Origin of the sequence: Microbispora sp. CL1-1, assembly GCF_012034195.1 — a bacterium.
Taxonomy (GTDB): domain Bacteria; phylum Actinomycetota; class Actinomycetes; order Streptosporangiales; family Streptosporangiaceae; genus Microbispora.
The window spans coordinates 170480-195273 of sequence record NZ_JAATEK010000004.1 but is presented as its reverse complement, the minus strand read 5'-3'; the positions used below and the strand labels follow the sequence as shown (position 1 = coordinate 195273).

25 protein-coding genes are annotated in these 24794 nt (G+C 72.0%); 18 read left to right on the top strand and 7 right to left on the bottom strand.

Features of this window, described 5'->3' with window-relative positions; translation table 11 throughout:
• The first annotated feature begins 47 nt into the window (after positions 1-47).
• The gene (locus HCK04_RS06935) at positions 48-1163 is read left to right on the top strand and encodes a D-alanine--D-alanine ligase family protein (RefSeq protein ID WP_142646062.1); all 1116 of its coding nucleotides are present in this window, start codon (positions 48-50) and stop codon (positions 1161-1163) included.
• Here HCK04_RS06935 and HCK04_RS06930 read toward each other — a convergent pair whose 3' ends face one another.
• Entirely contained in the window at positions 1164-1619 is a 456-nt protein-coding gene (locus tag HCK04_RS06930) for a DUF3515 domain-containing protein (RefSeq protein ID WP_142646060.1), read from the bottom strand.
• A 23-nt stretch (positions 1620-1642) separates the two neighbouring features.
• Entirely contained in the window at positions 1643-1876 is a 234-nt protein-coding gene (locus HCK04_RS06925) for an Lrp/AsnC ligand binding domain-containing protein (protein WP_030506047.1), read from the bottom strand.
• 47 nt (positions 1877-1923) lie between these two features.
• Between HCK04_RS06925 and HCK04_RS06920 the strand changes: the two genes are divergently transcribed.
• Positions 1924-2892: a thiamine-phosphate kinase gene (locus HCK04_RS06920; RefSeq protein ID WP_142646058.1), complete on the top strand. Its 969-nt coding sequence runs from the start codon at positions 1924-1926 to the stop codon at positions 2890-2892.
• A 169-nt stretch (positions 2893-3061) separates the two neighbouring features.
• Here HCK04_RS06920 and HCK04_RS06915 read toward each other — a convergent pair whose 3' ends face one another.
• On the bottom strand, positions 3062-3553 hold the full coding sequence (locus HCK04_RS06915) for a hypothetical protein (RefSeq protein ID WP_142646056.1): 492 nt from the start codon (positions 3551-3553) through the stop codon (positions 3062-3064).
• On the opposite strand from HCK04_RS06915, the gene HCK04_RS06910 reads away from it, so the two are divergent.
• Together HCK04_RS06910 and thiD are read left to right on the top strand one after the other, a co-directional pair.
• On the top strand, positions 3552-4553 hold the full coding sequence (locus HCK04_RS06910) for a cellulose binding domain-containing protein (protein WP_142646054.1): 1002 nt from the start codon (positions 3552-3554) through the stop codon (positions 4551-4553). The genes HCK04_RS06915 and HCK04_RS06910 overlap by 2 nt on opposite strands.
• 255 nt (positions 4554-4808) lie before the next feature.
• Entirely contained in the window at positions 4809-5606 is a 798-nt protein-coding gene (gene thiD / locus HCK04_RS06905; protein WP_142646052.1) for a bifunctional hydroxymethylpyrimidine kinase/phosphomethylpyrimidine kinase, read from the top strand.
• A gap of 53 nt (positions 5607-5659) precedes the next feature.
• Here the strand turns inward: thiD and HCK04_RS06900 are convergent, their stop codons facing one another.
• Together HCK04_RS06900 and rpmB are read right to left on the bottom strand one after the other, a co-directional pair.
• Positions 5660-6334, bottom strand: coding sequence for an NAD(P)H-binding protein (locus HCK04_RS06900; protein ID WP_260617158.1), 675 nt, complete (start codon positions 6332-6334; stop codon positions 5660-5662).
• 205 nt (positions 6335-6539) lie between these two features.
• Entirely contained in the window at positions 6540-6725 is a 186-nt protein-coding gene (rpmB, locus tag HCK04_RS06895; protein WP_030506042.1) for a 50S ribosomal protein L28, read from the bottom strand.
• A 207-nt stretch (positions 6726-6932) separates the two neighbouring features.
• Between rpmB and HCK04_RS06890 the strand changes: the two genes are divergently transcribed.
• The 12 genes from HCK04_RS06890 to ftsY all read left to right on the top strand — a co-directional run bounded on the left by HCK04_RS06890 (position 6933) and on the right by ftsY (position 20949).
• Positions 6933-8501 (top strand): DAK2 domain-containing protein, encoded by a 1569-nt coding sequence (locus HCK04_RS06890; protein ID WP_142646048.1) that lies wholly within the window; start codon positions 6933-6935, stop codon positions 8499-8501.
• A gap of 36 nt (positions 8502-8537) precedes the next feature.
• Positions 8538-10700, top strand: coding sequence for an ATP-dependent DNA helicase RecG (recG, locus tag HCK04_RS06885; protein ID WP_142646046.1), 2163 nt, complete (start codon positions 8538-8540; stop codon positions 10698-10700).
• Between the two features lie 323 nt (positions 10701-11023).
• Entirely contained in the window at positions 11024-11593 is a 570-nt protein-coding gene (gene rsmD, locus HCK04_RS06880) for a 16S rRNA (guanine(966)-N(2))-methyltransferase RsmD (RefSeq protein ID WP_142646044.1), read from the top strand.
• Between the two features lie 17 nt (positions 11594-11610).
• A complete protein-coding gene (gene coaD / locus HCK04_RS06875) occupies positions 11611-12087 on the top strand; it encodes a pantetheine-phosphate adenylyltransferase (protein ID WP_142617375.1) in 477 nt (158 codons plus the stop codon).
• Between the two features lie 70 nt (positions 12088-12157).
• Entirely contained in the window at positions 12158-12712 is a 555-nt protein-coding gene (locus HCK04_RS06870; RefSeq protein ID WP_142646042.1) for a YceD family protein, read from the top strand.
• A 1-nt stretch (position 12713) separates the two neighbouring features.
• A complete protein-coding gene (gene rpmF / locus HCK04_RS06865) occupies positions 12714-12893 on the top strand; it encodes a 50S ribosomal protein L32 (protein ID WP_142646040.1) in 180 nt (59 codons plus the stop codon).
• A gap of 268 nt (positions 12894-13161) precedes the next feature.
• Positions 13162-13911 (top strand): ribonuclease III, encoded by a 750-nt coding sequence (gene rnc, locus HCK04_RS06860; RefSeq protein WP_142646039.1) that lies wholly within the window; start codon positions 13162-13164, stop codon positions 13909-13911.
• Between the two features lie 16 nt (positions 13912-13927).
• Positions 13928-14809 carry a bifunctional DNA-formamidopyrimidine glycosylase/DNA-(apurinic or apyrimidinic site) lyase gene (mutM, locus tag HCK04_RS06855; RefSeq protein WP_142646037.1) on the top strand — a complete coding sequence of 294 codons (882 nt, stop codon included), beginning with the start codon at positions 13928-13930 and terminating at the stop codon, positions 14807-14809.
• 35 nt (positions 14810-14844) lie between these two features.
• Entirely contained in the window at positions 14845-15126 is a 282-nt protein-coding gene (locus HCK04_RS06850) for an acylphosphatase (protein ID WP_221889882.1), read from the top strand.
• Between the two features lie 188 nt (positions 15127-15314).
• On the top strand, positions 15315-15509 hold the full coding sequence (locus HCK04_RS06845; RefSeq protein ID WP_036331364.1) for a hypothetical protein: 195 nt from the start codon (positions 15315-15317) through the stop codon (positions 15507-15509).
• A 278-nt stretch (positions 15510-15787) separates the two neighbouring features.
• Positions 15788-19510, top strand: a complete 3723-nt coding sequence (locus HCK04_RS06840; protein WP_142646035.1) for an AAA family ATPase — start codon at positions 15788-15790, stop codon at positions 19508-19510.
• A 257-nt stretch (positions 19511-19767) separates the two neighbouring features.
• Positions 19768-20949: a signal recognition particle-docking protein FtsY gene (gene ftsY / locus HCK04_RS06835; protein ID WP_142646033.1), complete on the top strand. Its 1182-nt coding sequence runs from the start codon at positions 19768-19770 to the stop codon at positions 20947-20949.
• Positions 20950-21044: 95 nt separating this feature from the next.
• Here ftsY and HCK04_RS06830 read toward each other — a convergent pair whose 3' ends face one another.
• Positions 21045-22115 carry a PLP-dependent cysteine synthase family protein gene (locus HCK04_RS06830; RefSeq protein ID WP_142646031.1) on the bottom strand — a complete coding sequence of 357 codons (1071 nt, stop codon included), beginning with the start codon at positions 22113-22115 and terminating at the stop codon, positions 21045-21047.
• A 329-nt stretch (positions 22116-22444) separates the two neighbouring features.
• On the opposite strand from HCK04_RS06830, the gene HCK04_RS06825 reads away from it, so the two are divergent.
• The gene (locus HCK04_RS06825) at positions 22445-23038 is read left to right on the top strand and encodes a sigma-70 family RNA polymerase sigma factor (RefSeq protein ID WP_142646029.1); all 594 of its coding nucleotides are present in this window, start codon (positions 22445-22447) and stop codon (positions 23036-23038) included.
• Positions 23039-23157: 119 nt separating this feature from the next.
• Here the strand turns inward: HCK04_RS06825 and HCK04_RS06820 are convergent, their stop codons facing one another.
• A complete protein-coding gene (locus HCK04_RS06820; RefSeq protein WP_142646027.1) occupies positions 23158-23997 on the bottom strand; it encodes a DMT family transporter in 840 nt (279 codons plus the stop codon).
• 65 nt (positions 23998-24062) lie between these two features.
• Between HCK04_RS06820 and HCK04_RS06815 the strand changes: the two genes are divergently transcribed.
• Positions 24063-24692 carry an XRE family transcriptional regulator gene (locus HCK04_RS06815; RefSeq protein ID WP_142646025.1) on the top strand — a complete coding sequence of 210 codons (630 nt, stop codon included), beginning with the start codon at positions 24063-24065 and terminating at the stop codon, positions 24690-24692.
• Positions 24693-24794: the final 102 nt, after the last annotated feature.

Below are 24794 nucleotides of genomic sequence, written 5' to 3'. Positions count from 1 at the left end.
TGGCTGACAAGCCGTTTTGCGTCTCGAACACGGTAGATTCGGGCATCATGAATGAGGAGCGCGAGTCCCCGTCACGCGTACGCGTGGCAGTCGTCTTCGGTGGCCGCAACTCCGAGCACGCCGTCTCCCTGATGGGCGCGGGCAGTGTGCTGGAGGCCATCGACCGGACGAAGTACGAGGTCATCCCCATCGGCATCGCCCAGGACGGGCGCTGGGTGCTGGCGTCGGACGGCCAGTCCTACGCGATCGAGTCCGGTCGCCTGCCCGTCGTGGACGACTCCGGCACCGCGCTCGCACTCCCCGGCGACTCCGGCACCCTTGTGGCTCTCGATTCGGGCGACATCCCGCGTGCGCTCGGCCGCGTGGACGTCGTGTTCCCCATGCTGCACGGGCCGTTCGGGGAGGACGGGACGATCCAGGGCCTGCTGGAGATGGCCGGGGTCCGCTACGTGGGCTCGGGCGTGCTGGCCAGCGCGGTCGGCATGGACAAGGCGTACATGAAGCTCGTGCTGCGCGCCGCCGGGCTGCCGGTCGGCCCGTTCGTGGTCGTACGCGACCGCGACTGGCGGCTCGACCGCGGCCGGGTGCTCAAGGAGATCGAGGAACTGGGCTGGCCGGTGTTCGTGAAGCCGTCCAGGGCCGGGTCGTCGCAAGGCATCACCAAGGCGCACGACCCCGAGTCGCTGGAGGCGGCGATCGAGCTCGCCCGGGAGCACGACCCGAAGGTGCTGGTCGAGGCCGCGATCGTCGGCCGGGAGGTCGAGTGCGCGGTGCTGGAGTCGCTCGGCGACGCCGCCCCCGAGGCGAGCGTCCCCGGCGAGGTGCTCGTGCGGGGCGAGCGCGAGTTCTTCGACTTCGAGGCCAAGTACTACCCCGACCAGATGGAGCTCCGGGCGCCGGCCGACATCCCCGGCGAGGTGGCCGAGACGCTGCGGTCCCTGGCCGTGCGCGCGTTCGAGGCGCTCGGCTGCGAGGGCCTGTCGCGGGTCGACTTCTTCTACACGCCGTCCGGCGAGCTGATCGTCAACGAGATCAACACGATGCCGGGCTTCACGTCGCTGTCGGTCGCGCCGCAGCTGTGGGCCGCCACCGGCCTGCCGTACGCCGACCTGGTCGAGCGGCTGATCCAGCTCGCGCTGCGCCGGCCCGCGGGCCTGCGGTAGTCACTCCGGGATGCTCGACTTGATCGGCTCGGCGAGGTCGACCAGCACGGCCCCGGCCTGGATCCCCTGCCCGATCGTCACCTCGACGTACGCCACCCGGTTGGTGGACGTGAACAGCGTCGGCCGCCGCGGGTCCTGGAACCAGCCGACGCCGTTGATGTCGGCGACCTCGGCCGTGGGCTCCATCGCGGCGGGCCGGGGCACGCCGCAGCGCAGCGCGATCTGGCCGTCACCCCAGACGGCGACGTACGGCGAGGGCGGCTCGGAGGGGGTCCGGTCGAGCCCTTCGAGCGTCTTCGGCAGCGCGGCTTCGAGCTTGCGGCAGGCCGCGGCCGCCTCGCCGGTCGGCGTGGGCGGCTCTACGTGGACGGTGGACGAGCAGGCGGCGAGCAGGGCGAGCGCCGCCAGGACCAGGCCTGCCGGTGTGGCGCGCAGGGGCCTCCTCGCCTCTCGCATCGTCTCCTCGGCTCGCGCTCCGCTCAGATGTGGACGATCGGACACGTCAGTGTACGGGTGATGCCGTGGACGGCCTGGATCTGGGCCACCACGAGCTTGCCGAGCTCGTCCACGTTGTTGGCCTGGGCGCGGACGATCACGTCGTAGGGCCCGGTGACATCCTCGGCCTGCGTCACCCCGGGAATGGAGGAGATCTCCTCGGCCACGTTGGCGGCCCTGCCGACCTCGGTCTGGATAAGGATGTAGGCCTGCACCATGACGCCCTCCGGGTAGAGATCAGTGCCGGAGCGTAACCGTACCTCGAATGCACAAGGGGTGTGCCATCACAGTCGGAGATCTCGGCGAATTCGGAGTAATCCAGCGGATATCGGGACGCCTTCCGCGGACTGCGGCCGTACTGCTGGGCCCCGGCGACGACGCCGCGGTCCTGAAGGCGCCCGATGGGCGGGTCGTCGTCAGCACGGACCTCCTGATCGAGGGTAGGCACTTCCGCCGCGACTGGTCGAGTGGCTACGACATAGGCCGGAAGGCGGCGGCACAGAACCTTTCCGACATTGTTGCCATGGGGGCCGATCCGACCGCTCTCGTGGTCGGCCTGGGGCTGCCCGCCGACGTCGGCACCGACTGGGTGGACGCCCTGACCGACGGCTTCCGCGACGAGTGCGACCTGGTGGGGGCGACGGTGGCGGGGGGCGACATCGCCCGCTCGGAGACCGTCGTGCTCGGCGTGACCGCGCTGGGCGATCTCGGCGGCAGGGCCCCGGTGACCCGGTCGGGCGCGCGTCCGGGCGACGTGGTCGCGGTGGCGGGCCGTCTCGGCCACGCCGCGGCCGGCCTGGCCCTGTTCGAAGCGGGGGTGACCGGCGGCTCCCCGGACCTCGTGACCCTGCTGGAGGCGCACCGCCGTCCCCGGCCGCCGTACGCCTGCGGTCCTGCGGCGGCGCTGCTCGGCGCGACGGCGATGCTCGACGTCAGCGACGGCCTGCTGCAGGACCTCGGTCACGTCGCCGACGCGAGCGGCGTGGCCGTGGGACTGGACGCCGCCGCCTTACCCGTGCCGGAGTCACTGTCCGCGGCGGCACGCGAGCTCGGCGCGGACCCCCTGGAGTGGGTGCTCACGGGAGGTGACGACCACGCGCTGGCCGCGACGTTCCCTCCCGGCGTACGGCTGCCGCCCGAATGGACGCGTGTGGGAGCCGTCACGGAGGGACACGGAGTGCAGGTCAACGGACAGACCTGGACCAAAGGGGGATGGGATCACTTCCGTGCGTGATGTGAAATTTGTGACATAGGCGTATTAGATCTGTTATTAAGTATGGCGGTCAGGCAACAGGAAGGACCGTCATGGGCCGCCACACGGCAGGACGCAAGGCACGAGAGGGTCAGCCCTCCCCGGGTCAGGACGACCTCGCAGAGAGGGGTGGCGTTCAGGACCACCTGGCCTACCGTCCGCCGGTGACGCCGGACGAGCAGTCCCTCGCCGGGCCCGGCCAGTCCGCGCAGTGGCCGGGCGGCGGTGCCGTGCCGTGGCCGGTGCCGCCTTCGGAGGCCGCCGGTGGCCCCGCGACCGGCCCGATGACCGGCCCTGTGACGGGTCCGGTGACGAGCAGTGGCCCGGCGACAAACAGCGGTGCCATGCCGTGGCCCGCGCCGCCCTCGGAGGCCGCCGGTGGCCCCGCGACCGGCCCTGTGACGAGCAGTGGCCTGGCGACAAACAGCGGTGCCGTGCCGTGGCCGGTGCCGCCCTCGGAGTCGACGAGCCGGATGTTCGCGGCCCTGTCGCCCGAGCGGCTGGAGTCCGAGAGTCCGTCGTCGCCGTCGATGTCGTCATCGCCTTCGGAACGGACGGCCTCGTCCGCCCTCCTGACGGCGTCCTTGGGCGCCGGGGACCCCGGGCAGGACGGGGACGACCATGCGAAGCCGCCGAGACGCATGCGGCGGCTGGCGCTCGTGTCGGGGCTGTCGGTGCTGCTGGCCGTGGGCGTCACGGCCGGCGGCGCTCGGCTGCTCGCCGGGCGGACCTCCCTGGCCCTGGATCAGCCGACGACGGCCTGCCCGACGTCGGAGAACTGCGCAGCCGACGGCGGGCCGTACGGAGCCGGGTCCGGCCAGTCCCTCGACGCGACCCCCGCGTCCGGCGACCCGGCCGGGAACGGTCAGGACCAACAGGGCAAGAAGGACTCCGGCGCGTCCGGTTCCGGCCAGGAGGACACCGCACAGAAGGACACCGCACAGGAGGACGCCGCGCAGAACGACGCCGGGGAGGGCACCCCCGCGGCTCCCCGCGCCACACCGGTCGCGACGGCGACCTCGAAGGGCCGGGACCACGACCACACGTCCGCCCGTACGCGTGCCTCGTCCACCGCTGCCCCGCGTGCGTCGGCCCACCCGACCGGGCAGGTGGACGATGCTCCCGCCGCCGTCACGGCCGACCCGGACGACACGACGGGCGCCGGGTCCACCGACGGCGCGACGCCCGGTGAGACCCCGCTGAACGACTCCGGGAGCGGCGAAGACGCCGGTGACGCGGACGACTCCGCTGACGAGTCCGACGCCGATGCGAACCGCAGGACCGGCGCGCACCCGGTGCGGACCACGTCCGCTCTCGTCGCCGGAGGCCCGGCGGTGCGGGTGGGGTTCACGGTGACGAACCGTCACGCGGGCGGCTACACGGCCCGGCTCGCCGTACGGAACGAGGGCCCGGACCTGCCCGCATGGACCATCCGGCTGGCCGTCGGCGGGCGGGTGACCTCGGTCGAGGGGGCAGGCTGGCGGCAGCAGGGGGACACCCTGACCCTGACCTCGCAGGCCGCGCTGGACCAGGGCGGCACGCTGACGCTGACCATCCACGCCGAGGGCGCGTCGGCCGCACCCGCCGACTGCGTGCTCTCCGAGGGACGTTGTGAGGTCACCGGCGCGTCCCAGCGCGGCTGAGGCGTCCCCGGCGGCCCGGCGGCGTCGGCGGCGTCGGCGGCTCGGCGGAACGCCTCGGGACGGCCGGGCGCCGCGTACGCCAACGCTTCACGGGTGTGCGGCATGAGTCTCGGCGCGGCCGCGACCCGCTGACCCGGTCCCCCAGCCCCCAGCCCCCCAGCCCCCCAGCCTCCAGCCCCCGGCTCCCGGCTCCCGGCCACAGCCGGAGACGGGGCGTTTTCCAGGGAACGGCGGGGGTTTTGGTTGGATGGTCGCATGACCACCCCACCACGTGTCCTGACCATCGCGGGCTCGGACTCCGGCGGCGGCGCCGGCATCCAGGCCGACCTGAAGACCATGCTGGCCCTCGGCGTCCACGGCATGAGCGTCATCGCGGCCGTGACGGCGCAGAACTCACTGGGTGTGCAGGGCTACTGGGAACTGCCCCCCGAGGCGGTGCGGGCACAGCTCGACTCGGTCCTCGGCGACATCGGAGCCCAGGCGATCAAGACGGGCATGCTGGCGTCGTCCGTGCTGGTGAAGACCGTCGCGGAGGTCCTCGCGGGCGTGACCGTGCCCGTCGTGGTGGACCCGGTCGGCGTGTCCAAGCACGGCGACAGCCTGCTCGCGCCGGAGGCCGTGGAGACCGTCAAGAGCGTGCTGCTGCCGACCGCGACCGTGGTCACCCCCAACCTGTGGGAGGTCGAGCAGCTCACGGGCGTCAAGGTCGAGGACACCGGCGACATGCCCCGCGCCGCCGAGGCGGTGCTGGCGCTCGGCCCGAAATGGGCGCTGATCAAGGGCGGCCACCTTCCCGGGGAGCCGGTGGACCTGCTCACCGACGGGTCGAGCGAGCACCGCTTCACCGCCGAGCGGCACGACAACCGGCACACCCACGGCACCGGCTGCACGCTCGCCTCCGCGATCGCGTCGTACCTCGCCCTCGGCGAGGACGTGCCCGGCGCCGTACGGCGGGCCAAGGAGTACGTCACGGGCGCCATCGCGCACGGGTTCCCCCTGGGCGCGGGCATCGGGCCCGTGGACCACGCCTGGCGGATGCGGACGGACGCCTGAGCCGGGGCGTCCGGGTCGCGGGAGGCCCCGGCGCGATGCCCTGGCGCGATGCCTCAGCGGAAGGCGTCGGCGTGGTCGGCGGCCCACTGGCGGAACGTCCGCGCGGGTCTGCCGGTGATCTGTTCCACCGTCGAGGTCACCAGGTCGGAGCGGGGACGCCGGGTGCTCGCCAGCAGTGCCTCGACCAGCGCGGGCGGCCTTCCGTCCGCGAGCATCCGCTCGCGTGCCGCCTCCACGGGAACCTCCTCGAAGCGCAGCGGACGGCCGATCACCTCGCCGATCAGGCGGACCTGGTCGGCCCTGCTCACCACGTGCGGTCCGGTCAGCACGTGCGTGGCCCCCGCGTGCCCGTCGCCGGTCGGCACGCGGGCCGCCACGGCCGCGACGTCGGCCTGGTGCACCACCGCCGTGGGGGCGATGCCGGGGCCGCGTACGACACCGTCCTGCCGGATCTGCCCGGCCCATCCCAGCGCGTTGGAGGCGATCGTGTCGGCGCGCAGGATGGTCCACTCCAGGCCCGACGCCTTGATGAGGCTCTCCATCTCGGCGTGGAGCCGGTAGATCGGGTCGGTCCGCCACCCGGCGTCCTCGTTCACGCCTGACGACGACAGGTAGACGAGGCGGCGGGCGGAGCCCGCGATCGTGGCGAGGACGTCCTGCGCGCCCTCGGACGTGAGGAAGGGCCAGACCAGGAACACCGTCGTGATCCCGCTCAGCGCCCTTTCCAGGGCGGTCGAGGTCGTCTCCAGTCAAGGTTGTCCCGGTCCAGGTCGTCCCGGGCCGAGACCATCTCCGGTCGAGGTCGTCTCTGCCGAGGTCGTCTCTGTCGAGGCCGTCTCTGTCGAGGCCGTCTCTGGTCGAGGTCGTCTCTGTCGAGACAGCGCGAGAGCCCGCCACCGGTTCAGGTGGCGGGCTCTCGCGGATGTCAGACGGTCAGCGCGTGACCTTGCCCGCCTTGATGCAGGAGGTGCAGACGTTCATCCGCTTCGGCGTCCCGTTGACCACCGCGCGCACGGTCTGGATGTTGGGGTTCCAGCGGCGGCGGGTGCGGCGGTGCGAGTGGGAGATGTTGTTGCCGAAAATCGGCTTCTTGGCGCAGACGTCGCAGACGGAAGCCACGGTAATCGCTCCTTTGAATCAGTCGATCGGCCCGGCGCCGGTGCAGCGGCTCGTCCGAGCAATGCCGGGACAACCGGCTGGCCACACGAGGATATCCGATGTTCACCGTTGCACGCCAAACGGGACTCCGGCGAACGGGGGATAGTCTCGTACCCGCCAACGGTAGCGCATCGGGGGGCCGGATCGCGCGGAAGGAAGGTCTGCCGGATGCTCAAGGTGCTCGATCCCCCCGCCGTGCGCCGCTGGTCGCGCCACTGCGCGGCGGCCCTCGGCCGGGCCAGGGCGGAGATCGACGCGCTCAACGTGTTCCCCGTGCCCGACGGGGACACCGGCACGAACCTGCACCTCACGATCCTGTCGGCGGCCGAGGCGGTGGACGCGCTGCCCGGCGGCGCGGACGCGGACGCCACCTGGCAGGCCCTGACGCGCGGGGCCCTGCTCGGCGCGCGGGGCAACTCCGGGGTGATCGTCAGCCAGGCCGTCAGGGGCCTGGGTGAGGTGCTCGGGCGCGCGCCGGGAGGCGGCGCCGACCTGCGCGACGGCCTGACGAGGGCGGCCGAGATGGCCAGGGCGGCGGTGGTCCGCCCGGTGGAGGGCACGGTGCTGAGCGTGTTGTCGGCGGCGGCGCAGGCCGTGCGCGACGCGCCCGACGACCTGGCCGAGGTGGCCCGCCGGGCGGCCGACGAGGCGCGGCGGGCCCTGCGCCGTACGACCGGTCAGCTCGGCGTGCTGTCCCGCAACGGCGTGGTGGACGCGGGCGCGGCCGGGCTGGTGATCATGCTGGAGAGCCTGGCCGAGGTGGTGACCGAGGCGTACAGCGAGCGCCACGAGGTGCCCGCCCCGGCCGCGCGGATCGCGCCCGAGCAGGCGCAGGACACGGGCGGCCCCGGTTACGAGGTCATGTACCTCCTCGACGCGGGCGCGCAGGAGGTGGACCGGCTGCGGGGCGAGCTCGACGCGCTGGGGGACAGCCTGGTGATCGTCGGCGGGGAGGACCTGTGGAACGTCCACGTCCACGTGGACGACGCGGGCGCGGCGATCGAGGCAGGGCTGCGCGCGGGACGGCCCCACCGGATCAAGGTGACCTACCTCGGGGGACGGCCGCACGAGCCGGGCCCGGCGCGGGGCGTCGTCGCGGTCGCCGCGGGGGACGGCCTGGCGGCCCTGTTCCGGGAGGCGGGGGCGGTGGTCGTGCGGCGCGAGCCGGGCTCCGCTCCGACGGCGGCGGCCCTGCTGCGGGCCGTCCGGGAGGCCGGCACCGAGGTCGCGGTGCTGCCCAACGACGCCGCCACACATGACGTCGCCGTGGCCGCCGCGGAGATCGCCAGGGAGGAGGGCGTGACGGTCAGCGTCCTGCCCACCCGGGCGTCGGTGCAGGGCCTGGCCGCGCTGGCCGTGCACGACCCGCTGCGCCGCTTCGACGACGACATCGTGGCGATGACCGACGCGGCAGGGCACACCCGCCACGGGCACGTGTGGGTGGCCGACCGCGAGGCGATGACCAGCGCCGGGACCTGCCGCCCCGGCGACGTGCTCGGGGTGGTGGACGGCGACGTCGCGCTGATCGGCGCGGACCTGACCGAGACCGCGGTCGAGGTCGTCCGGCGCCTGGTCTCCGGCGGCAGCGAAATGGTCACGCTCGTCGCCGGCGCGTGCGCGCCCGAGCCGCTCCTGCCCGCCGTACGCGTCCATCTGGAGCGGGTCCGCCCCGACCTGGAGATCGTCGTGTACGAGGGCGGACAGGGCGGTTATCCCCTCCTGATCGGCGTCGAGTAGCCGGATTGTCGGCCCGTACGGGTAGTAATTGGTGTCGTGACGAGCTTCGACGAGCCGCTCAAGAAGGTGGTCGGCAGGTCGGCCGCCTCGCTGGAGAGCGCCCTGGGCATCAGCACGGTCGGTGAGCTGCTGCGCCACTATCCGCGGCGATACGCGCAGCGCGGGGAGCTGACGCCCATCGCGTCGCTGGAGCACGACGAGCACGTCACCGTGGTCGCGAAGGTGTCGTCGGCCGTGCGCAGGCCGATGAAGAACCGGCAGGGCACCTGGCTCGACATCGAGGTGACCGACGGCAAGGAGAAGCTCCACCTGGCGTTCTTCGGCAAGGGCGCCTACGTGGCCGAGCAGCGGCTCACGCCGGGCACCGAGGCGATGTTCTCCGGCAAGGTCGGCGTCTTCGTCGGCGGGAGGACCAGGCGCGTCTCGCTCACTCATCCCGAATACGAGTCGTTCGACGAGACGGAGGAGACGGCCGAGGAGTTCGCCTCCGCACTGGTGCCGATCTATCCCTCCGCCCAGGGGCTGCCGAGCTGGAAGATCCGGCGGGCCGTGCGCACGGTGCTCGACGTGCTCAGCCTGGACGACCCGGTGCCCGCCGAGATCCGGGAGCGGCTGGGGCTGCTGCCGATCGAGGATGCGCTGCGGCGGGTCCACCGGCCCCGCAGCCAGGCGGACGTCGCCCGGTCGCACGACCGGCTGAAGTTCGACGAGGCGTTCGTGTTGCAGGCCGTGCTGGTGCGGCGGCGCATGGCCGCGTCCGCCTGGCTCGCCCGGGCCCGTCCCGGGCGCGACGACGGGCTGCTGCGCGAGTTCGACAAGCGGCTGCCGTTCCAGCTCACCGAGGGGCAGCGGCAGGTCGGCGAGGAGATCGCCGCCGACCTCGCCCGCGAACACCCCATGCACCGGCTCCTGCAGGGCGAGGTCGGCGCGGGCAAGACCGTGGTCGCGCTGCGCGCGATGCTTCAGGTGGTCGACTCCGGCGGGCAGGCCGTGCTGCTCGCCCCCACCGAGGTCCTCGCCCAGCAGCACCACCGGTCGATCGTGAACATGCTGGGCGACCTCGCGGCGGGCGGCATGTTCGGCGGGACGGCGGTCGCGCTGCTCACCGGCTCGATGGGGGCCGCCGCGCGGCGGAGCGCGCTGCTCGACGCGGCCTCCGGCGCGGCCGGCATCGTGATCGGCACTCATGCCGTGCTGCAGGAGCACGTGCAGTTCGCCGACCTCGGCCTGGTCGTGGTGGACGAGCAGCACAGGTTCGGCGTCGAACAGCGCGACGCGCTGCGCGAGAAGGGCGGCGGCGGACGCCCCCACGTGCTGGTCATGACGGCGACGCCGATCCCGCGCACGGTCGCGATGACCGTGTTCGGCGACCTGGAGGTCTCCACGCTGTCCCAGCTCCCCTCGGGGCGGGCCCCGATCACCACCCATGTGGTGCCCGCCGCGGAGAAGCCTCACTACCTCGACCGCGCCTGGCAGCGGGTGCGCGAGGAGGTCGGCCTGGGCCGCCAGGCCTACGTGGTGTGCCCGCGCATCGGCGACCAGGAGGGCGACGAGGGCGACCTGGCGAAGGACGACGAGGAGCGCAGGCCGCCCCTGGCGGTGCTCGACGTCGCGCGCATGCTCGCCGAGGGCCCCCTGTCGGGCCTGCGGATCGAGGCGCTGCACGGCAAGCTCGCGCCCGAGGACAAGGACGCCACGATGCGGGCCTTCGCCCGGGGCGAGATCGACGTGCTGGTCGCGACCACGGTCATCGAGGTCGGCGTCGACGTCCCCAACTCGTCGGTGATGGTCATCATGGACGCCGACCGCTTCGGGGTCTCCCAGCTCCACCAGTTGCGCGGCCGGGTGGGCCGGGGCGGGCTGCCCGGGCTGTGCCTGCTCGTGAGCGAGGCCCCGGAGGGCACCCAGGCGCGCCGCAGGCTCGACGCGGTGGCGGCGACCCTGGACGGGTTCGAGCTGTCCCGTGTCGACCTGGAGCAGCGCAGAGAGGGCGACGTGCTCGGCGCCGCCCAGTCGGGCCGCAAGTCCTCGCTCAAGCTGCTGCAACTGCTGCGCGACGAGGACGTGATCGAGACCGCCCGGGCCGAGGCGACCGCCCTGCTGTCCGCCGATTCCGAGCTGTCGGCCCACCCGGCCCTGCGCGCCGAGATCGACACCATGGTCGCCGGCGAACGCGCCGAATACCTCGAGAAGGCGTGAGGGGGGAAATGAAACGGGCGCCGTGTGAACACGACGCCCGTTAAACGACCCAGGGCCCAGCCTTGGGACGGCCTCCCCCCGAATGCCGTCCCCGGCTGGGCCCGCCCTCGGGTCAGGTGCCGAGGGCGCCGGCGTGCGGAAGGGCTCACGACCACGCCGGCCGGCCTCCCCCTGGGTCACCGCGAAGGCCGCAGAACTCATGATGCGCAAGTGACCGACCCCGCGATACGGCTCTTACTCATTCGTCGCCGCGGCTTGCCCACTCTTGACTCCGTGCCCCTCCGCTGTGCCGGGACGGCCGCCGGGGGCGGGACAATGAAGGTGTGACGCGGGTGATCGCAGGGACGGCGGGGGGACGCAGGCTGGCCGTCCCACCGGGGAGATCGACCAGGCCGACGAGCGACCGCACCCGGGAGGGCCTGTTCGCCACCGTCGGCTCCGCGCTCGGCCCGCTGGACGGGGTCCGGGTGCTCGACCTGTACGCCGGGTCGGGCGCCGTCGGGCTGGAGGCGCTGAGCCGGGGGGCCGCCCACGCGCTGCTGGTGGAGTCGGACGCCAGGGCCGCGCGCACGATCAGGGAGAACATCGCGTCCCTCGGGCTGCCGGGCGCGGCGCTGCGGGCCGAGAAGGTCGAGCGGGTGGTGGCCCGGCCGTGCGAGGAGCCGTACGACTTCGTCTTCGCCGATCCGCCCTACGCCGTCTCCGACGAGGCGGTCACGCGGGTGCTGACGGCGCTGCGCGACAACGGCTGGCTGGCCGAGGGCGCGCTCGTGGCCGTGGAACGGGAGTCGAGGGGTAAGGACCTGGTGTGGCCCGCGGGCTTCACGGAAGACAGGGTCCGTCGATACGGCGAAGCGGCCGTTTGGTACGGTCACGCAGCCGGGAACCCGTGAATCTATGGGGGTGCGCCTTGCGTCGTGTCGTCTGCCCGGGGTCGTTCGATCCCGTGACCAACGGTCATCTGGACATCATCGGCCGGACGTCACGGCTGTATGACGAGGTCGTCGTGGCCGTGCTCATCAACATCGAGAAGCGCAGCCTGTTCACCGTCGACGAGCGCATCGAGATGCTCCAGGCGGTGACGAAGGAGTACGGCAACGTCCGCGTGGAGAAGTTCCACGGCCTGCTGGTCGACTTCTGCAGGCAGCAGGGCATCCCGTCCATCGTGAAGGGCCTGCGCGCGGTCAGCGACTTCGACTACGAGCTGCAGATGGCGCAGCTCAACTATCGGATGTCGGGCGTCGAGACGCTGTTCATGTCCACCAACCCGGAATACTCCTTCCTGTCGTCGAGCAGGCTCAAGGAGATCGCCCGGTACGGAGGGGACGTGTCCGGCCTGGTCCCCGACCTCGTCCACCAGCTGCTGGTGGAGCGGCTCAGAGGCTGAACCGGGGCTGGTATTCTTGCCTTTCAGCCTTGCACGACGGCGGTGATTCGCCATGCCTAACGAGAGCAGGATGAGTCTGCACAGCCTCGATCCCCGAGCCCCCTGGGTGATCTCCACCCATGACCTGGGGCGCCGACCGGGATCGATGCGCACACTCAGCCCGGTTCTCCCGGCACCGGTGGATCTCGCCGTCGGAATGATCGGCGTTCCCAAGGACGCCGACGTCGAGCTGGACATCCGGCTCGAGGCGGTGATGGAGGGCGTGCTCGTGACGGGCACGGCGCAGGCTCCCCTGACGGGGGAGTGCTCGCGCTGCCTGGACCCGTTGACCTCGGAGATCGAGGTCGACTTCCAGGAGCTCTACTTCTACTCGGCGGAGGACGCCGGAGAGGACGATCTGCTCCTCGACGGCGAACTGCTCGATCTCGAGCCGGTATTCCGTGACGCGGTGGTGCTCGCACTGCCGCTGAGCCCGGTGTGCGGTGATGACTGCCCCGGTCTCTGTGCGGAGTGCGGGATCAGGCTGGCGGAGGCCGGCCCTGACCACCGGCACGAAGCGATCGACGCCCGCTGGGCGGCGCTGCAGGGTTTGGTTGTGGAACAGGAAGACGATCAGGAGGGTTGACGTGGCCGTCCCCAAGCGGAAGATGTCGCGGAGCAACACCCGCGCCCGCAGGTCCCAGTGGAAGGCGGCGGCGGTCGCACTCGTGAGCTGCCCGCAGTGCCGCTCGCCCAAGCGCCCGCACGTGGCGTGCCCGAGCTGCGGCACCTACAACCGTCGTCAGGTCGTCGAGCCGTCGGCCTGATCGCGCGTGCGGTAAGGGACGTCGGGACGCCGGCCGGATCGTCAAAGCGAGCCGGTCGGCGTTACCGTGCTTCAAAGAGTTACCGTGCTCCATAGGAACGTGCGGTGGCGGTTGGACGGTACGCACCGACATGTACGCCCGCGGCCGTGGTGGACGCCGGGGCCATCGGCTCCCGGCGGACCGGCGTCCACCACGCCTTCGGGCCTTCGGCCGGCCCGCCTGCCTCCCGTGCACGGCCCTGCCTGCACCTAGGAGTTGGGAGGATTTCATGGCCGCGCCGTCTGTAAAGCCCGTGCCCGTCGAGGTCGCGAGAGACGAGCTGTTCCAGATCCTGGATGTCCGGCTCAGCACCGGCATCCTCGAGCGGGCGCTGACGCACCGCTCGTACGCGTACGAGAACGGCGGACTGCCGACGAACGAGCGCCTGGAGTTCCTGGGCGACTCGGTGCTGGGTCTCGTGGTGACGGACACGCTGTTCCGCAACCACCCGGACCTGCCGGAGGGCCAGCTCGCCAAGCTGCGCGCCGCCGTGGTCAACATGCGCGCGCTAGCCGACGTCGCCAGGACGCTCGACCTCGGCAAATACCTGCGGCTCGGCCGTGGCGAGGAGGGCACCGGCGGCCGCGACAAGTCGTCGATCCTGGCCGACACGCTGGAGGCCCTGATCGGCACGGTCTACGTCGACAAGGGCCTCGACGAGGCGTTCCGCGTCGTCCACCTGCTGTTCGACCCGCTCATCACGCGGTCGGCGTCGCTCGGCGCCGGGCTCGACTGGAAGACGTCCCTGCAGGAGCTCACCGCCGCCGAGATGCTCGGCGTGCCGGAGTATCACGTGGACGAGAGCGGGCCCGACCACGCCAAGTCGTTCTCCGCGGTCGTGCGCGTGGGCGGCAAGGAGTACGGCAAGGGCTCGGGCCGCAGCAAGAAGGAGGCCGAGCAGCAGGCGGCCGAGGCGGCCTGGACCGCGATCCGCGCGGTGCGCGACGCCCGCGAGGGCGCCGGTCCCGTACACGCCTGAGCACGGGAGACGGCGCATGCCCGAACTGCCCGAGGTCGAGGTCGTCCGCAGGGGCCTGGAGAGCTGGGTCGCGGGCCGGACGGTGGCCGCGGCCGAGGTCCTGCACCCCCGGGCGGTCCGGCGCAACGTCGGCGATCTGCCCGCCCAGCTCAAGGGCCGCACGCTGGCGTCGGCCGAGCGGCGCGGCAAATACCTGTGGCTGCCCCTGCGCGACGACGCCACCGGCGAGGAGGAGCCCGGCGAGGCGCTGATCGCCCATCTCGGCATGAGCGGTCAGCTTCTCGTCGTGGACCCGCTGTCGCCGATAGAGAAGCACCTGCGCGTGCGCATGGGCTTCGCCGACGGCGGCCTGGAGTTACGCTTCGTCGACCAGCGCACTTTCGGGCACCTGCTGGTGGCGCCCATGACCTCCGGTCTCGGCCGGCCGGTGCCGGAGCCGATCGCGCACATCGCCGCCGACCCGCTCGAGGACGCCTTCGACGACGCCGAGTTCGCCGTACGGCTGCGGCTGCGCCGTACGGGGATCAAGCGGGCGCTGCTCGACCAGTCGCTGATCAGCGGGGTCGGCAACATCTACGCGGACGAGGCGCTGTGGCGCGCGCGCCTGCACTGGGCGCGGCCGACGGAGACGCTGACCCGGCCGAAGATCGCCGAACTGCTCGCGGCGGTCCGCGAGGTCATGACCGAGGCGCTGGGGCAGGGCGGCACCTCCTTCGACAGCCTCTACGTCAACGTGAACGGCGAGAGCGGCTACTTCGACCGCTCGCTCGCGGTGTACGGCAGGCGGGACGAGCCGTGCCGCCGCTGCGGAACGCCCATCAGGCGGGAGGCGTTCATGAACAGGTCCTCCTACAGCTGCCCGAAGTGCCAGCCCCGCCCGAGGAGCGCCCGCCCTTAGACCACCCCCCGCTGCGTCGGCCGGAGTCGATCTGGATACTTGTAGGCGTGGTTCGGTTGACGGCATGGGTCCGTGGACGGGTGCAGGGTGTGGGGTTCCGCTGGTGGACCCGCGCCCGCGCACTGGAGCTCGGGCTCGTCGGGTGGGCCTCGAACCTGGCCGACGGGAGGGTCGAGGTCGTCGCCGAGGGCCCGAGGGAGTCATGCGAGAAACTCCTGTCGTTGTTACGCACCGGAGACACGCCCGGCCACGTCGAGGGGGTGGTCGAGCGCTGGAGCGATGCGAAGAGAGGTATCGCCGGGTTTGTCGAGAGGTAGGGCTTCCCTCAAACCTCCTAAATCCGGTATATTTATCTAGCGAGAGTGCCCACCGGTGCGTCTGTGCGGAGCGTTCAACTTGACCGCCTCCATCGCCGGTGCGACTCTTGAGAGGAACCACGCGCACCCCTCCCGCGGCATGAAGTGCGCGAACCAGTCTGGTCACTCAGCGTGGAGGACCCTTTACTATGGCGAAGGCTCTACTCGGCCACGTCGGCGGTCCTGATCCTCGGATGATCTCGGAAATGCGCCGTCTCCAGCAGCGCATCCGCGACCTCGAGGCAGAACTCACCCGGCTCCAGGCCCAGAACGACGCGCTCGCGGCGCAAACTCGTGACGAGGCCCTGGTCCGGCTGCAGGATCGCGAGCCGGCTCTCACCTGAGGCCCGGCGGGAACGGGAAAGGATTGTAGGGACGCCCCGCAAAGGCGTCCCTTGCCATTTGCGCCGTCGTTCCCCGGCAATTTGATTCGACGGTTAACTGATCATAAAAACGGTTGACTGATCATAAGTAACGGGCCACGGGCGGGATGGGCGAACCGCCCGTCTTGCCTTACCCGAATTCATTTCCCAATCGGCCACGGGCGCCTATCACCACATCCCCGGCCGCCGGGCGCTGTAGTCTTCCCCCCAAACGCCAGGCGGCACCGAGGGGGGCGGACGTGTATCTGAAGACGCTCACCTTACGCGGCTTCAAGTCCTTCGCCTCGGCCACCACCCTCCGCTTCGAGCCGGGCATCACCGCCGTGGTGGGCCCCAACGGCTCCGGCAAGTCCAACGTCGTGGACGCCCTCGCGTGGGTGATGGGCGAGCACAGCGCCAAGTCGCTGCGCGGCGGCAAGATGGAGGACGTCATCTTCGCGGGCACCTCGAGCCGCCCGCCGCTCGGCCGCGCCGAGGTCACCCTCACGATCGACAACAGCGACGGCGCGCTCCCGATCGACTACACCGAGGTGACGATCAGCCGGCTGATGTTCCGTTCCGGCCAGAGCGAGTACGCCATCAACGGCGACACCTGCCGCCTGCTCGACATCCAGGAACTGCTGTCCGACTCCGGCATCGGCCGGGAGATGCACGTGATCGTCGGCCAGGGCCAGCTCGACCAGGTGCTGCACGCGGGGCCGGAGGAGCGCCGGGCGTTCATCGAGGAGGCCGCGGGCGTACTCAAGCACCGCAAGCGCAAGGAGAAGGCCCTCCGCAAGCTCGACGCGATGCAGGCCAACCTGACCCGCGTCCAGGACCTCGTGGCCGAGCTGCGCCGCCAGCTCAAACCGCTGGGCCGGCAGGCCGAGATCGCCCGCAAGGCGGCAGTCATCCAGGCCGACCTGCGCGACGCCCGGCTGCGCCTGCTCGCCGACGACGTGATCACCCTCCGCGACACGCTGCAGCGTGAGGAGGCCGACGAGGCGGCCGTACAGGCGCGGCGCGCCCACGTGGAGGCCGAGCTGGCCGAGGGCCAGCGGCGGGAGGCCGAGCTGGAGGCGGCCGAGAACGAGGCCCAGCCCCGCCTCAAGGCCGCCCAGGAGACCTACTACCGTCTTTCCGGCCTGAGGGAGCGGCTGCGCGGCGTGGAGAGCCTCGCGGCCGAACGACGGCGGCACGCCGCGGACGCCGCCTCCATCGAGCGGCGCGGGCGCGACCCGGAGGACCTGGAACGCGAGGCCGCCGAGGTGCGCGAGCAGGAACGGGTGCTGGCGGAGGAGCTGGACGAGGCGCGTGAGCGGCTCGACGCCGCCGTCGAGGCCCGCGCCGAGGCCGAGGAGGCGCTGGCCGCCGAGGAGCGGCGCCTGACCGCCGCCTCCCGTGCCGCGGCCGACCGCCGGGAGGCCCTCGCCCGCCTCCGCGGCCAGGTCGAGTCGGCCAGAAGCCGGGCCAGGGCCGCCGGAGACGAGATCGGCAGGCTCACCAAGGCCGTCGAGGACGCCACCCGGCGCGCGGAGCAGGCCCAGGACGAGCTCGACGCGCAGGCGGTCGACGAGGCGCCGGCCGACCCCGGGCTCGCGGCCGAGCTGGAGGCCGCGCAGGAGAGCGTCGATCTCGCTCGCGCCGCGGTGGAGGAGGCCAGGGCCGTGGCCGAGGAGGCCGAGGCCGTCGTGGAGCGGGTGCGGGCCGACCTGGCCGCGCCCAGGGACGCGCTGGCCGCCGCCAAGGCCGCGGTGAGCACGGCCAGGGCCGCCGACGCCGAGTCGCAGCGTGCGGTCGCCGCTCTCCAGGCGCGGTGCGAGGCCCTGGAGATGAGCCTGGCCGGGGGCGCGGACGGGGCCGCCGCGCTGCTCGGCGCCGGGCTGCCCGGCCTGCTCGGCCCGATCGCCACGCTGCTCGCCGTACGCCCGGGGGCTGAGGCCGCCATCGCGGCCGTGCTGGCCGTGGACGGCGTCGCCGTGGCCTCGCTCACCGCCGCCGTCGCGGCCGTGGAACACCTTCGTGAGGCCGGTGCCGGACGCGCCGCCCTGCTGATCGCGGGCGACCGTCAGAGTGACGGCGACCAGAGCGCGCGGCCGGAGACACCGGTCGCGGGCGCCGAGTGGGCCGCCGACCTGGTGACCGTGCCCGACGAGCTGCGCCCCGCCGTGGAGGCGCTGCTGTCCGACGTGGTCGTGGTGCCCGACCTGCTCACCGCGCGCAAGGTCGTGGACGCCCATCCGGAGCTGCGGGCCGTCACGATGTCCGGCGACCTGCTCGGCGTCAACGCCGCGCACGGCGGCTCGGGCGGCGGCTCCTCGCTGCTGCAGATGCGTACGGCGCTCGACGAGGCCGCCGCCGATCTCGCCACCGCCGGGGCCGAGGCCGAACGGCACGCGGAGGCGCTGGCCGAGGCCGTGGCCGCCGAGCGGGAGTGCCAGCTCGCGCTGGAGGCGGCGCAGGCGCGGGTCGCGGAGGCGCAGAACGGCGTGAGCGCCGCCCAGAGCGGCGTCAACGCGGCACAGAACGGGCTGAACGCGGCGCAGGCCGGGCTCGACCGCCTGCGCGGCAGGCAGCGGGAGGCCGACCAGCGGGCCGCGGCGGCGGCCAAGCAGCTCGCCCGGCTGGAGGCCGCCGTCAAGGCCGCCCAGGACGAGGCGGCCCGGCTGAGCCGGTCGGTGGTGGACGCCCAGGAGGCGCGCGAGCAGGCCCAGGCCGCGGTCGTGGAGCTGGAGGAGCAGCTCGCCGAGGCGGAGTACGCCGCCGAGCTGGAGGCGGAGCCGACCACCGACACCCGAGACGAGCTGGCCGCCGCCTGCGGCGTCACCCGGCAGGCCGAGATGGAGGCCCGGCTGACCGTCCGTACGGCCGAGGAGCGGGTGCGGGGCATCGCGGGCCGGGCCGACGCGCTGCTGCGCGCGGCGCAGCGCGAGCGGCAGGACCGGGCCAGGGCCGCGGCCGACCGCGAACGTCGCCGCAGGCAGGCGGAGATCGCCGCGGCCGTGGCCGAAGGTGCGCGTGCCGCCCTGAACGCCCTGGAGGGCTCGCTCGCGCGGGCCGCAGAGGAGCGCGACGAGGCCGAGCGGGCCCGCGGGCAGATCGACGCCGAGCTCAAGCAGGTGCGCCTGCGTGTGCGGGAGCTCAGCTCCGAGCTGGACGCCCTGGTCAACCGGGTCCACGGCAGCGAGATGGCCAGGACCGAGCGGCGGCTGCGCCTGGAGCAGATGGAGCAACGTGCCCTGGAGGAGTACGGCATCGAGCTCGAACCGCTGATCGCGGAGTACGGGCCGAGCGTGCCGGTGCCGGGCGACCCGCCCGTGCCGTACGTCAGGGAGGAGCAGGAGAAGCGGGCCAGGACGGCCGAACGGCAGATGACCCAGCTCGGCAAGGTCAACCCGCTGGCGCTGGAGGAGTTCGCCGCCCTTGAGGAGCGGCACGCCTTCCTCACCTCCCAGCTCGAAGACCTCAAGAAGACCCGGCGCGACCTGCTGCTCGTGGTCAAGGAGGTCGACGACCGGGTCGAGCAGGTCTTCGCGGCGGCGTACGAGGACGTGGCCCGCGAGTTCCAGGGGATCTTCCAGCGGGTCTTCCCCGGTGGCGAGGGCCGCCTGCTGCTGACCGACCCGGAGGACATGCTGACGACCGGGGTCGAGGTCGAGGCCCGGCCGCCCGGCAAGAAGGTCAAGCGCCTGTCGCTGCTGTCCGGCGGCGAGCGGTCGCTGACCGCGGTCGCGTTCCTCATCTCGATCTTCAAGGCCCGCCCGTCGCCGTTCTACGTCATGGACGAGGTCGAGGCGGCCCTCGACGACACCAACACGCAGCGGCTGCTCACGCTGTTCGAGGAACTGAGACAGACCTCACAGCTCATCGTGATCACGCACCAGAAGCGCACGATGGAGATCGCCGACGCGCTGTACGGCGTGTCGATGCGTGGCGACGGCGTCACCCAGGTCGTCAGCCAGCGCCTCCGCGAGAAGGTCTAGCACTTCACCACCCCCGCCGCTCGCATCCGCTCTGGTCGTGCTGGAGGCGCGCGCGGGGAGTGCGGTCGTGCTGGAGGCGCGCGCGGGGAGTGCGGTCGTGCTGGAGGCGCGCGCGGGGAGTGCGGTCGTGCCGGAGGCGCGCCGGGGAGGGCTGCCTCGCTCGCGGCCGGTCCGTGGCGCGACGGCGCGCCCCTCTATATCGCCCGATCGAGTCGCCCTGTCCGGAGTAATGCGGGCGATCTGGGAAACTGCATGGTGTGGACGGTTACCTCGGCATCATCGTGATCGTGGCCATCGTCGCCATATTGGCGGTGGGTGGCCTGTGGCTGCTGTTCCGGCCGAAGGCGAAGGACCTGCCGCCCGCGCCGCCGGCCCCGCCCGAGCCGAAGGCTCCCGTCGCGGAGGAGCCCGCGAAGACGGGGCTGGGCGAAGAGGACGGCGGCACGACGACCACGCTGCCGCCGCCCGCGCCCCCGATCGAAGAGCTGATCAAGGCTCCCGAGATCGAGGTCCCGCCGCCGTCGGCCGGCCGGATGGTGCGGCTGCGCGGCAGGCTCGCCCGTTCCCAGAACGTCCTCGGCCGGGGCCTGCTCGAACTGCTGTCGCGTGACCGGCTCGACGACGAGGTCTGGGACGAGATCGAGGAGACTCTGATCACCGCCGACGTCGGCGTGGCCCCCACCCGCGCGATGGTGGAGGAACTGCGGACGAAGGTGAAGGTGCTCGGCACGCGCACCCCCGAGGAGGTGCGCAAGCTGCTGCGGGAGGAACTGCTCACGCAGATCGCGCCGGACCTCGACCGCACCCTGCACACCCAGCCGCACGGCGAGCGGCCGGCCGTCGTCCTCGTCGTCGGGGTCAACGGCACCGGCAAGACCACGACCTCGGGCAAGCTCGCCCGGGTCCTGGTCGGCGACGGCAGGAAGGTCGTGCTCGGCGCCGCCGACACCTTCCGCGCGGCGGCCACCGACCAGCTCCAGACGTGGGGCGACCGCGTCGGCGCGGGCGTGGTGCGCGGCCCGGAGGGCGGCGACCCGGCGTCCGTGGCGTTCGACGCCGTGGCCAAGGGCATCGAGGACAAGGCGGACACCGTCATCATCGACACGGCGGGACGGCTGCACACCAAGACCGGCCTCATGGACGAGCTGGGCAAGGTCAAGCGGGTCATCGAGAAGAAGGCGGCGGTGGACGAGGTGCTCCTCGTCCTCGACGCGACCACCGGGCAGAACGGCATGCGCCAGGCGCAGGTCTTCGCCGAGGTGGTCAACGTCACCGGCATCGCGCTGACCAAGCTGGACGGCACGGCCAAGGGCGGCATCGTGATCTCGGTCCAGCGTGAGCTGGGCGTGCCGGTGAAGCTGGTGGGCCTCGGCGAGGGGCCGGACGACCTCGCGCCGTTCGACCCCGAGGTCTTCGTCGACGCCCTGCTCGGCGACTGACACGGAGGCGGCGACCGACGCACGCGAGGCGGCGACTGACACACGAGGAGAAGCGCGGGCCGGGGATCCCCCGGCCCGCACTCATGTCGGCTCGGTCAGCTCCGCAGGAAGGCGCGTAGTTCTTCGATGTGGGGGGTGATGTCGATGCCCCGCTCCGACAGCCAGTGCGGGTCGCCGTACGTGTCGCGGTAACGCTCGGCGCCGTCGCAGATCAGCGTGACCACGCTGCCGCGCTCGCCCCGTTCCCGCATCTCCCTGATGATCTGCACCGCCGCCGCGATGTTGGTGCCGGTCGAGCCGCCGACCTCCCTGCGGGTGACCTCCCTGACCCAGTGCATGGCCGCGATCGACAGGGCGTCCGGCACCTGGGTCATCCGGTCGATGACCGTCGGCAGGAACGACGGCTCGACCCGCGGCCGGCCGATGCCCTCGATGCGCGAACCGGCGCCGCCGTGCTCCTCACCCGAGACCCAGGACGGATAGAACGCCGAGCCCTCCGGGTCGGCCACGCACAGCCGCGTCTGGTGGCGGCGGTAGCGGATGTAGCGGCCGATCGTGGCGGAGGTGCCGCCGGTGCCCGCGCCGACCACGATCCACGCGGGCTCCGGGTGCCGTTCGAGCTCCATCTGCTGGAAGATGCTCTCGGCGATGTTGTTGTTGCCCCGCCAGTCCGTCGCCCGTTCGGCGTAGGTGAACTGGTCCATGTAGTGCCCGCCGGTCTCGGCGGCGAGCCGGTGCGACTCGTCGTAGATCGCTCTCGGGTCGTCCACCAGGTGGCACTTGCCGCCGTAGAACTCGATGATCTCCCGCTTCTCCGGCGAGGTGCTCGCCGGGATCACCGCGATGAACGGCAGGCCGAGCAGCCGGGCGAAGTACGCCTCGCTCACGGCCGTGGACCCGCTCGACGCCTCGATGATCGTGGTGGTGGGCCCGATCCAGCCGTTCGCCAGGCCGTACAGGAAAAGGGATCGGGCGAGACGATGCTTCAGTGAACCGGTGGGGTGCACCGACTCGTCTTTCAGATAGAGGTCGACACCCCAGTGCGAGGGGAGCGGGAACACATGCAAATGCGTGTCGCAGCTTCGGTTGGCGTCGGCCTCGACGGCCTGGATGGCGTCGGCCACCCATGCCCTCGTGACCGGATCGTGCCGATCCAGGTGGTTCATGCCCGCAACTCTGACATGTCGCGTGGCATGAACACCAAAGACGCCTATCGGGCTCCACTGGTCCGCATCCCGGGGTGGCCAGTGAGATCTGCCACATTTTACTCTGGATTGAAGCTGCGATGTTACGCTAATGAGACTTGTTCGGCTTGCGCGTGACCTGGCCGCGCGGGCCTGGTCTCCACAGCGATGACGCTGATCAGGCGGAACGACATTAACACCGTGCTTAGGCCCCAAGCGGCACGATGTTCCTTGGCACAACGATGAACGAGTGACCTCGCATGTGTTCCGGCCGGACGGGTAACGGGGGAGAAGTTCCGTAGGGGGAAGAGATGATCTCGACCGACGAGCAGCGGCAGGCATGGTTCGAGCGTGAGGTCGTGCCGGTCACGAGCCAGCTCTACGCGTCCGCCATGCGTCTGACGCGCAACCCCGCCGACGCCGAGGACCTGGTCCAGGAGACCGTCGCGAAGGCGTACACGTCATATCACCAGTTCCGTGAGGGCACGAACCTCAAGGCCTGGCTGCACCGCATCCTCACCAACAACTTCATCAACGACTACCGGAAGAAGCAGCGCTCGCCCAAGCTGTCGGCCGCCGAGGAGATCGAGGACTGGCAGCTCGCCGCGGCCGAGTCGCACATGTCGACCGGGCTGCGCTCGGCCGAGAGCGAGGCGCTCGACCAGATTCCGGACAACGTCGTGATGAACGCCCTGCGGGCCCTTCCGGAGGACTTCCGGGTGGCCGTCTATCTGGCCGACGTCGAGGGCTTCGCATACAAGGAGATCGCCGACCGGATGGGCACCCCGATCGGCACCGTCATGTCCAGGCTGCACCGGGGCCGCCGCCAGCTCCGGGGGATGCTGGAGGACTACGCCCGCGAGGAGGGCGTCGTACGCGTCCCCGAGCAGGCGTGCGCGGCCTGACCCCTGCCTGAGGCACCTGACGGGCCCCTGACCGGGCGCGGGAACATGGTCCCTCGCCCGCGTCATCGGCCCCCAGGGTTCAGACGGCGGTTAAGGCGGGGGGCCAAGGCGGCGGGGGTTCAGGCGGCGGCGATCAGCGCGATCGCGCCGAGCGCGAACCCGACCCCGGTGATCTGTACGGCACTCAGCCGCTCGCCGAGGACGTACCGCGCGAGCAGCAGCGTGCTCGCCGGATAGAGCGACACCAGAACGGCCACCAGGGTGAGCATCCCCCGCTGCGCCGCGAAGAGATAGAGCACGTTGGCGGCCATGTCGAGCACCCCGGCCGCGATCGTCACCGTGAGACTGCCGGGCACCGGGCGCAGGCTCCTGCGCGTCACGAGGGCCAGCAGCGCGACCAGCGCGATCGACGCGATCCTCGCGCCGAGCAGCGGCCACGTGCCGGAGTCGGCCGGGGCCAGCTTGAGCAGCACGAAGAACCCGCCGAAACCCGCCCCCGACACCAGGGCGGCGAGGATCGGCCCGGCCTTCGGGCCGCGGGCCCCGCCGTTGTCCGGCTCGCGGCTGACCAGCAGGACGGCGAACAGTCCGAGCACGACGCCCACGAGCGCCAGAGGGGAGGGCCGGTCGCCGGTGAGAAGCCCGAACACCACGGGGACCGCCATCGCGGTCGTGGCCGTGGTCGGGGCGATCACGGACATCATGCCGGTGGCCAGGCCGCGGTAGAACAGCACGATGCCGAAGGCACCGGCGACTCCGGAGGCCATTCCCCAGGCCAGCGCGGCCGTGCTCGGGTGGCCCGGCAGCGCCGGCAGGAGGGCGGCGACCAGCAGCAGGCCGCCGAGCTGGGAGAGCACGACGACGGCCAGCACCTTCGACCGCCTGGTGGCGAGCCCTCCGAAGAAGTCTGCCGTGCCGAAGATCACCGCGCATGCCGTCGCGAGGGCCACCGCCGTCACAGATCCCCCAAGAGTTTGCCTTGATAGTGCAATGGATTGTAGTAGCAGATCACTAGGCTGTACTCATGGCTGATCCTGCGACCATCACCGCGGCCATCGCCGCGAACGTACGCGGCCAGCGGGCCCATCGGGGGCTGACCCTCGACGAGCTCGCGGCCAGGTCGAACGTGAGCCGCGGCATGCTCATCCAGATCGAGCAGGGCCGCACCAACCCGAGCGTCAACACGCTCACCCGGATCGCCGACGCGCTGGGCGTGACCCTCGCGCGGCTGGTGGAGGTCGCCGACACCCCGGTCGTCCGGGTCGTGCACGAGTCGGAGGTGGTGACCTTCCGGCATCCCGGGGGAGGATCGGCGCGCCTGCTCGTGGGGACGGACGCGCCCGCGATCCTGGAGCTGTGGGACTGGCGGCTGGAGCCGGGCGAGCATCACGACGGCGACGCGCACCCCGCCGGCACCCGCGAGATGCTCACCGTGCTTGAGGGACGGCTCACGCTGACCGTGTACGGCAGGAGCCACGTCATGGGCCCCGGCGACGCCGTCGTGTTCAGCGCCGACCGGCCGCACCGCTACGCCAACGAGCACGGCGAACCGCTGCGGTTCGTGATGGTGGTCACCGAGCCACCCGTACCTCCGGACGGCGCAGCACCTCCGGACGGGGCCGGGGTCGCCGAGGACGCCCGTGAGCCCTCCTGATCTCGGAGAACCCGTACATGACTGACGAGTAAGGGCTGCGTGGTGACGCTTAGTAGCCGATGATTACAGAATGAATCCGCAAGCGCCGCTCCAAGGTTGGGT

What these genes read in the sequence shown, in the direction of transcription:
- HCK04_RS06930 (WP_142646060.1), bottom strand. Translation starts at nt 1,619, where the DNA reads ATGCGAGAGGCGAGGAGGCCCCTGCGCGCCACACCGGCAGGCCTGGTC.
- thiD (WP_142646052.1), top strand. Translation starts at nt 4,809, where the DNA reads ATGACCACCCCACCACGTGTCCTGACCATCGCGGGCTCGGACTCCGGC.
- HCK04_RS06910 (WP_142646054.1), top strand. Translation starts at nt 3,552, where the DNA reads ATGCGGCGGCTGGCGCTCGTGTCGGGGCTGTCGGTGCTGCTGGCCGTG.
- HCK04_RS06825 (WP_142646029.1), top strand. Translation starts at nt 22,445, where the DNA reads ATGATCTCGACCGACGAGCAGCGGCAGGCATGGTTCGAGCGTGAGGTC.
- HCK04_RS06920 (WP_142646058.1), top strand. Translation starts at nt 1,924, where the DNA reads ATGCACAAGGGGTGTGCCATCACAGTCGGAGATCTCGGCGAATTCGGA.
- rnc (WP_142646039.1), top strand. Translation starts at nt 13,162, where the DNA reads ATGGCCGCGCCGTCTGTAAAGCCCGTGCCCGTCGAGGTCGCGAGAGAC.
- HCK04_RS06870 (WP_142646042.1), top strand. Translation starts at nt 12,158, where the DNA reads ATGAGTCTGCACAGCCTCGATCCCCGAGCCCCCTGGGTGATCTCCACC.
- HCK04_RS06830 (WP_142646031.1), bottom strand. Translation starts at nt 22,115, where the DNA reads ATGAACCACCTGGATCGGCACGATCCGGTCACGAGGGCATGGGTGGCC.
- HCK04_RS06845 (WP_036331364.1), top strand. Translation starts at nt 15,315, where the DNA reads ATGGCGAAGGCTCTACTCGGCCACGTCGGCGGTCCTGATCCTCGGATG.
- HCK04_RS06935 (WP_142646062.1), top strand. Translation starts at nt 48, where the DNA reads ATGAATGAGGAGCGCGAGTCCCCGTCACGCGTACGCGTGGCAGTCGTC.
- mutM (WP_142646037.1), top strand. Translation starts at nt 13,928, where the DNA reads ATGCCCGAACTGCCCGAGGTCGAGGTCGTCCGCAGGGGCCTGGAGAGC.
- HCK04_RS06890 (WP_142646048.1), top strand. Translation starts at nt 6,933, where the DNA reads ATGCTCAAGGTGCTCGATCCCCCCGCCGTGCGCCGCTGGTCGCGCCAC.
- HCK04_RS06915 (WP_142646056.1), bottom strand. Translation starts at nt 3,553, where the DNA reads ATGCGTCTCGGCGGCTTCGCATGGTCGTCCCCGTCCTGCCCGGGGTCC.
- HCK04_RS06815 (WP_142646025.1), top strand. Translation starts at nt 24,063, where the DNA reads ATGGCTGATCCTGCGACCATCACCGCGGCCATCGCCGCGAACGTACGC.
- HCK04_RS06925 (WP_030506047.1), bottom strand. Translation starts at nt 1,876, where the DNA reads ATGGTGCAGGCCTACATCCTTATCCAGACCGAGGTCGGCAGGGCCGCC.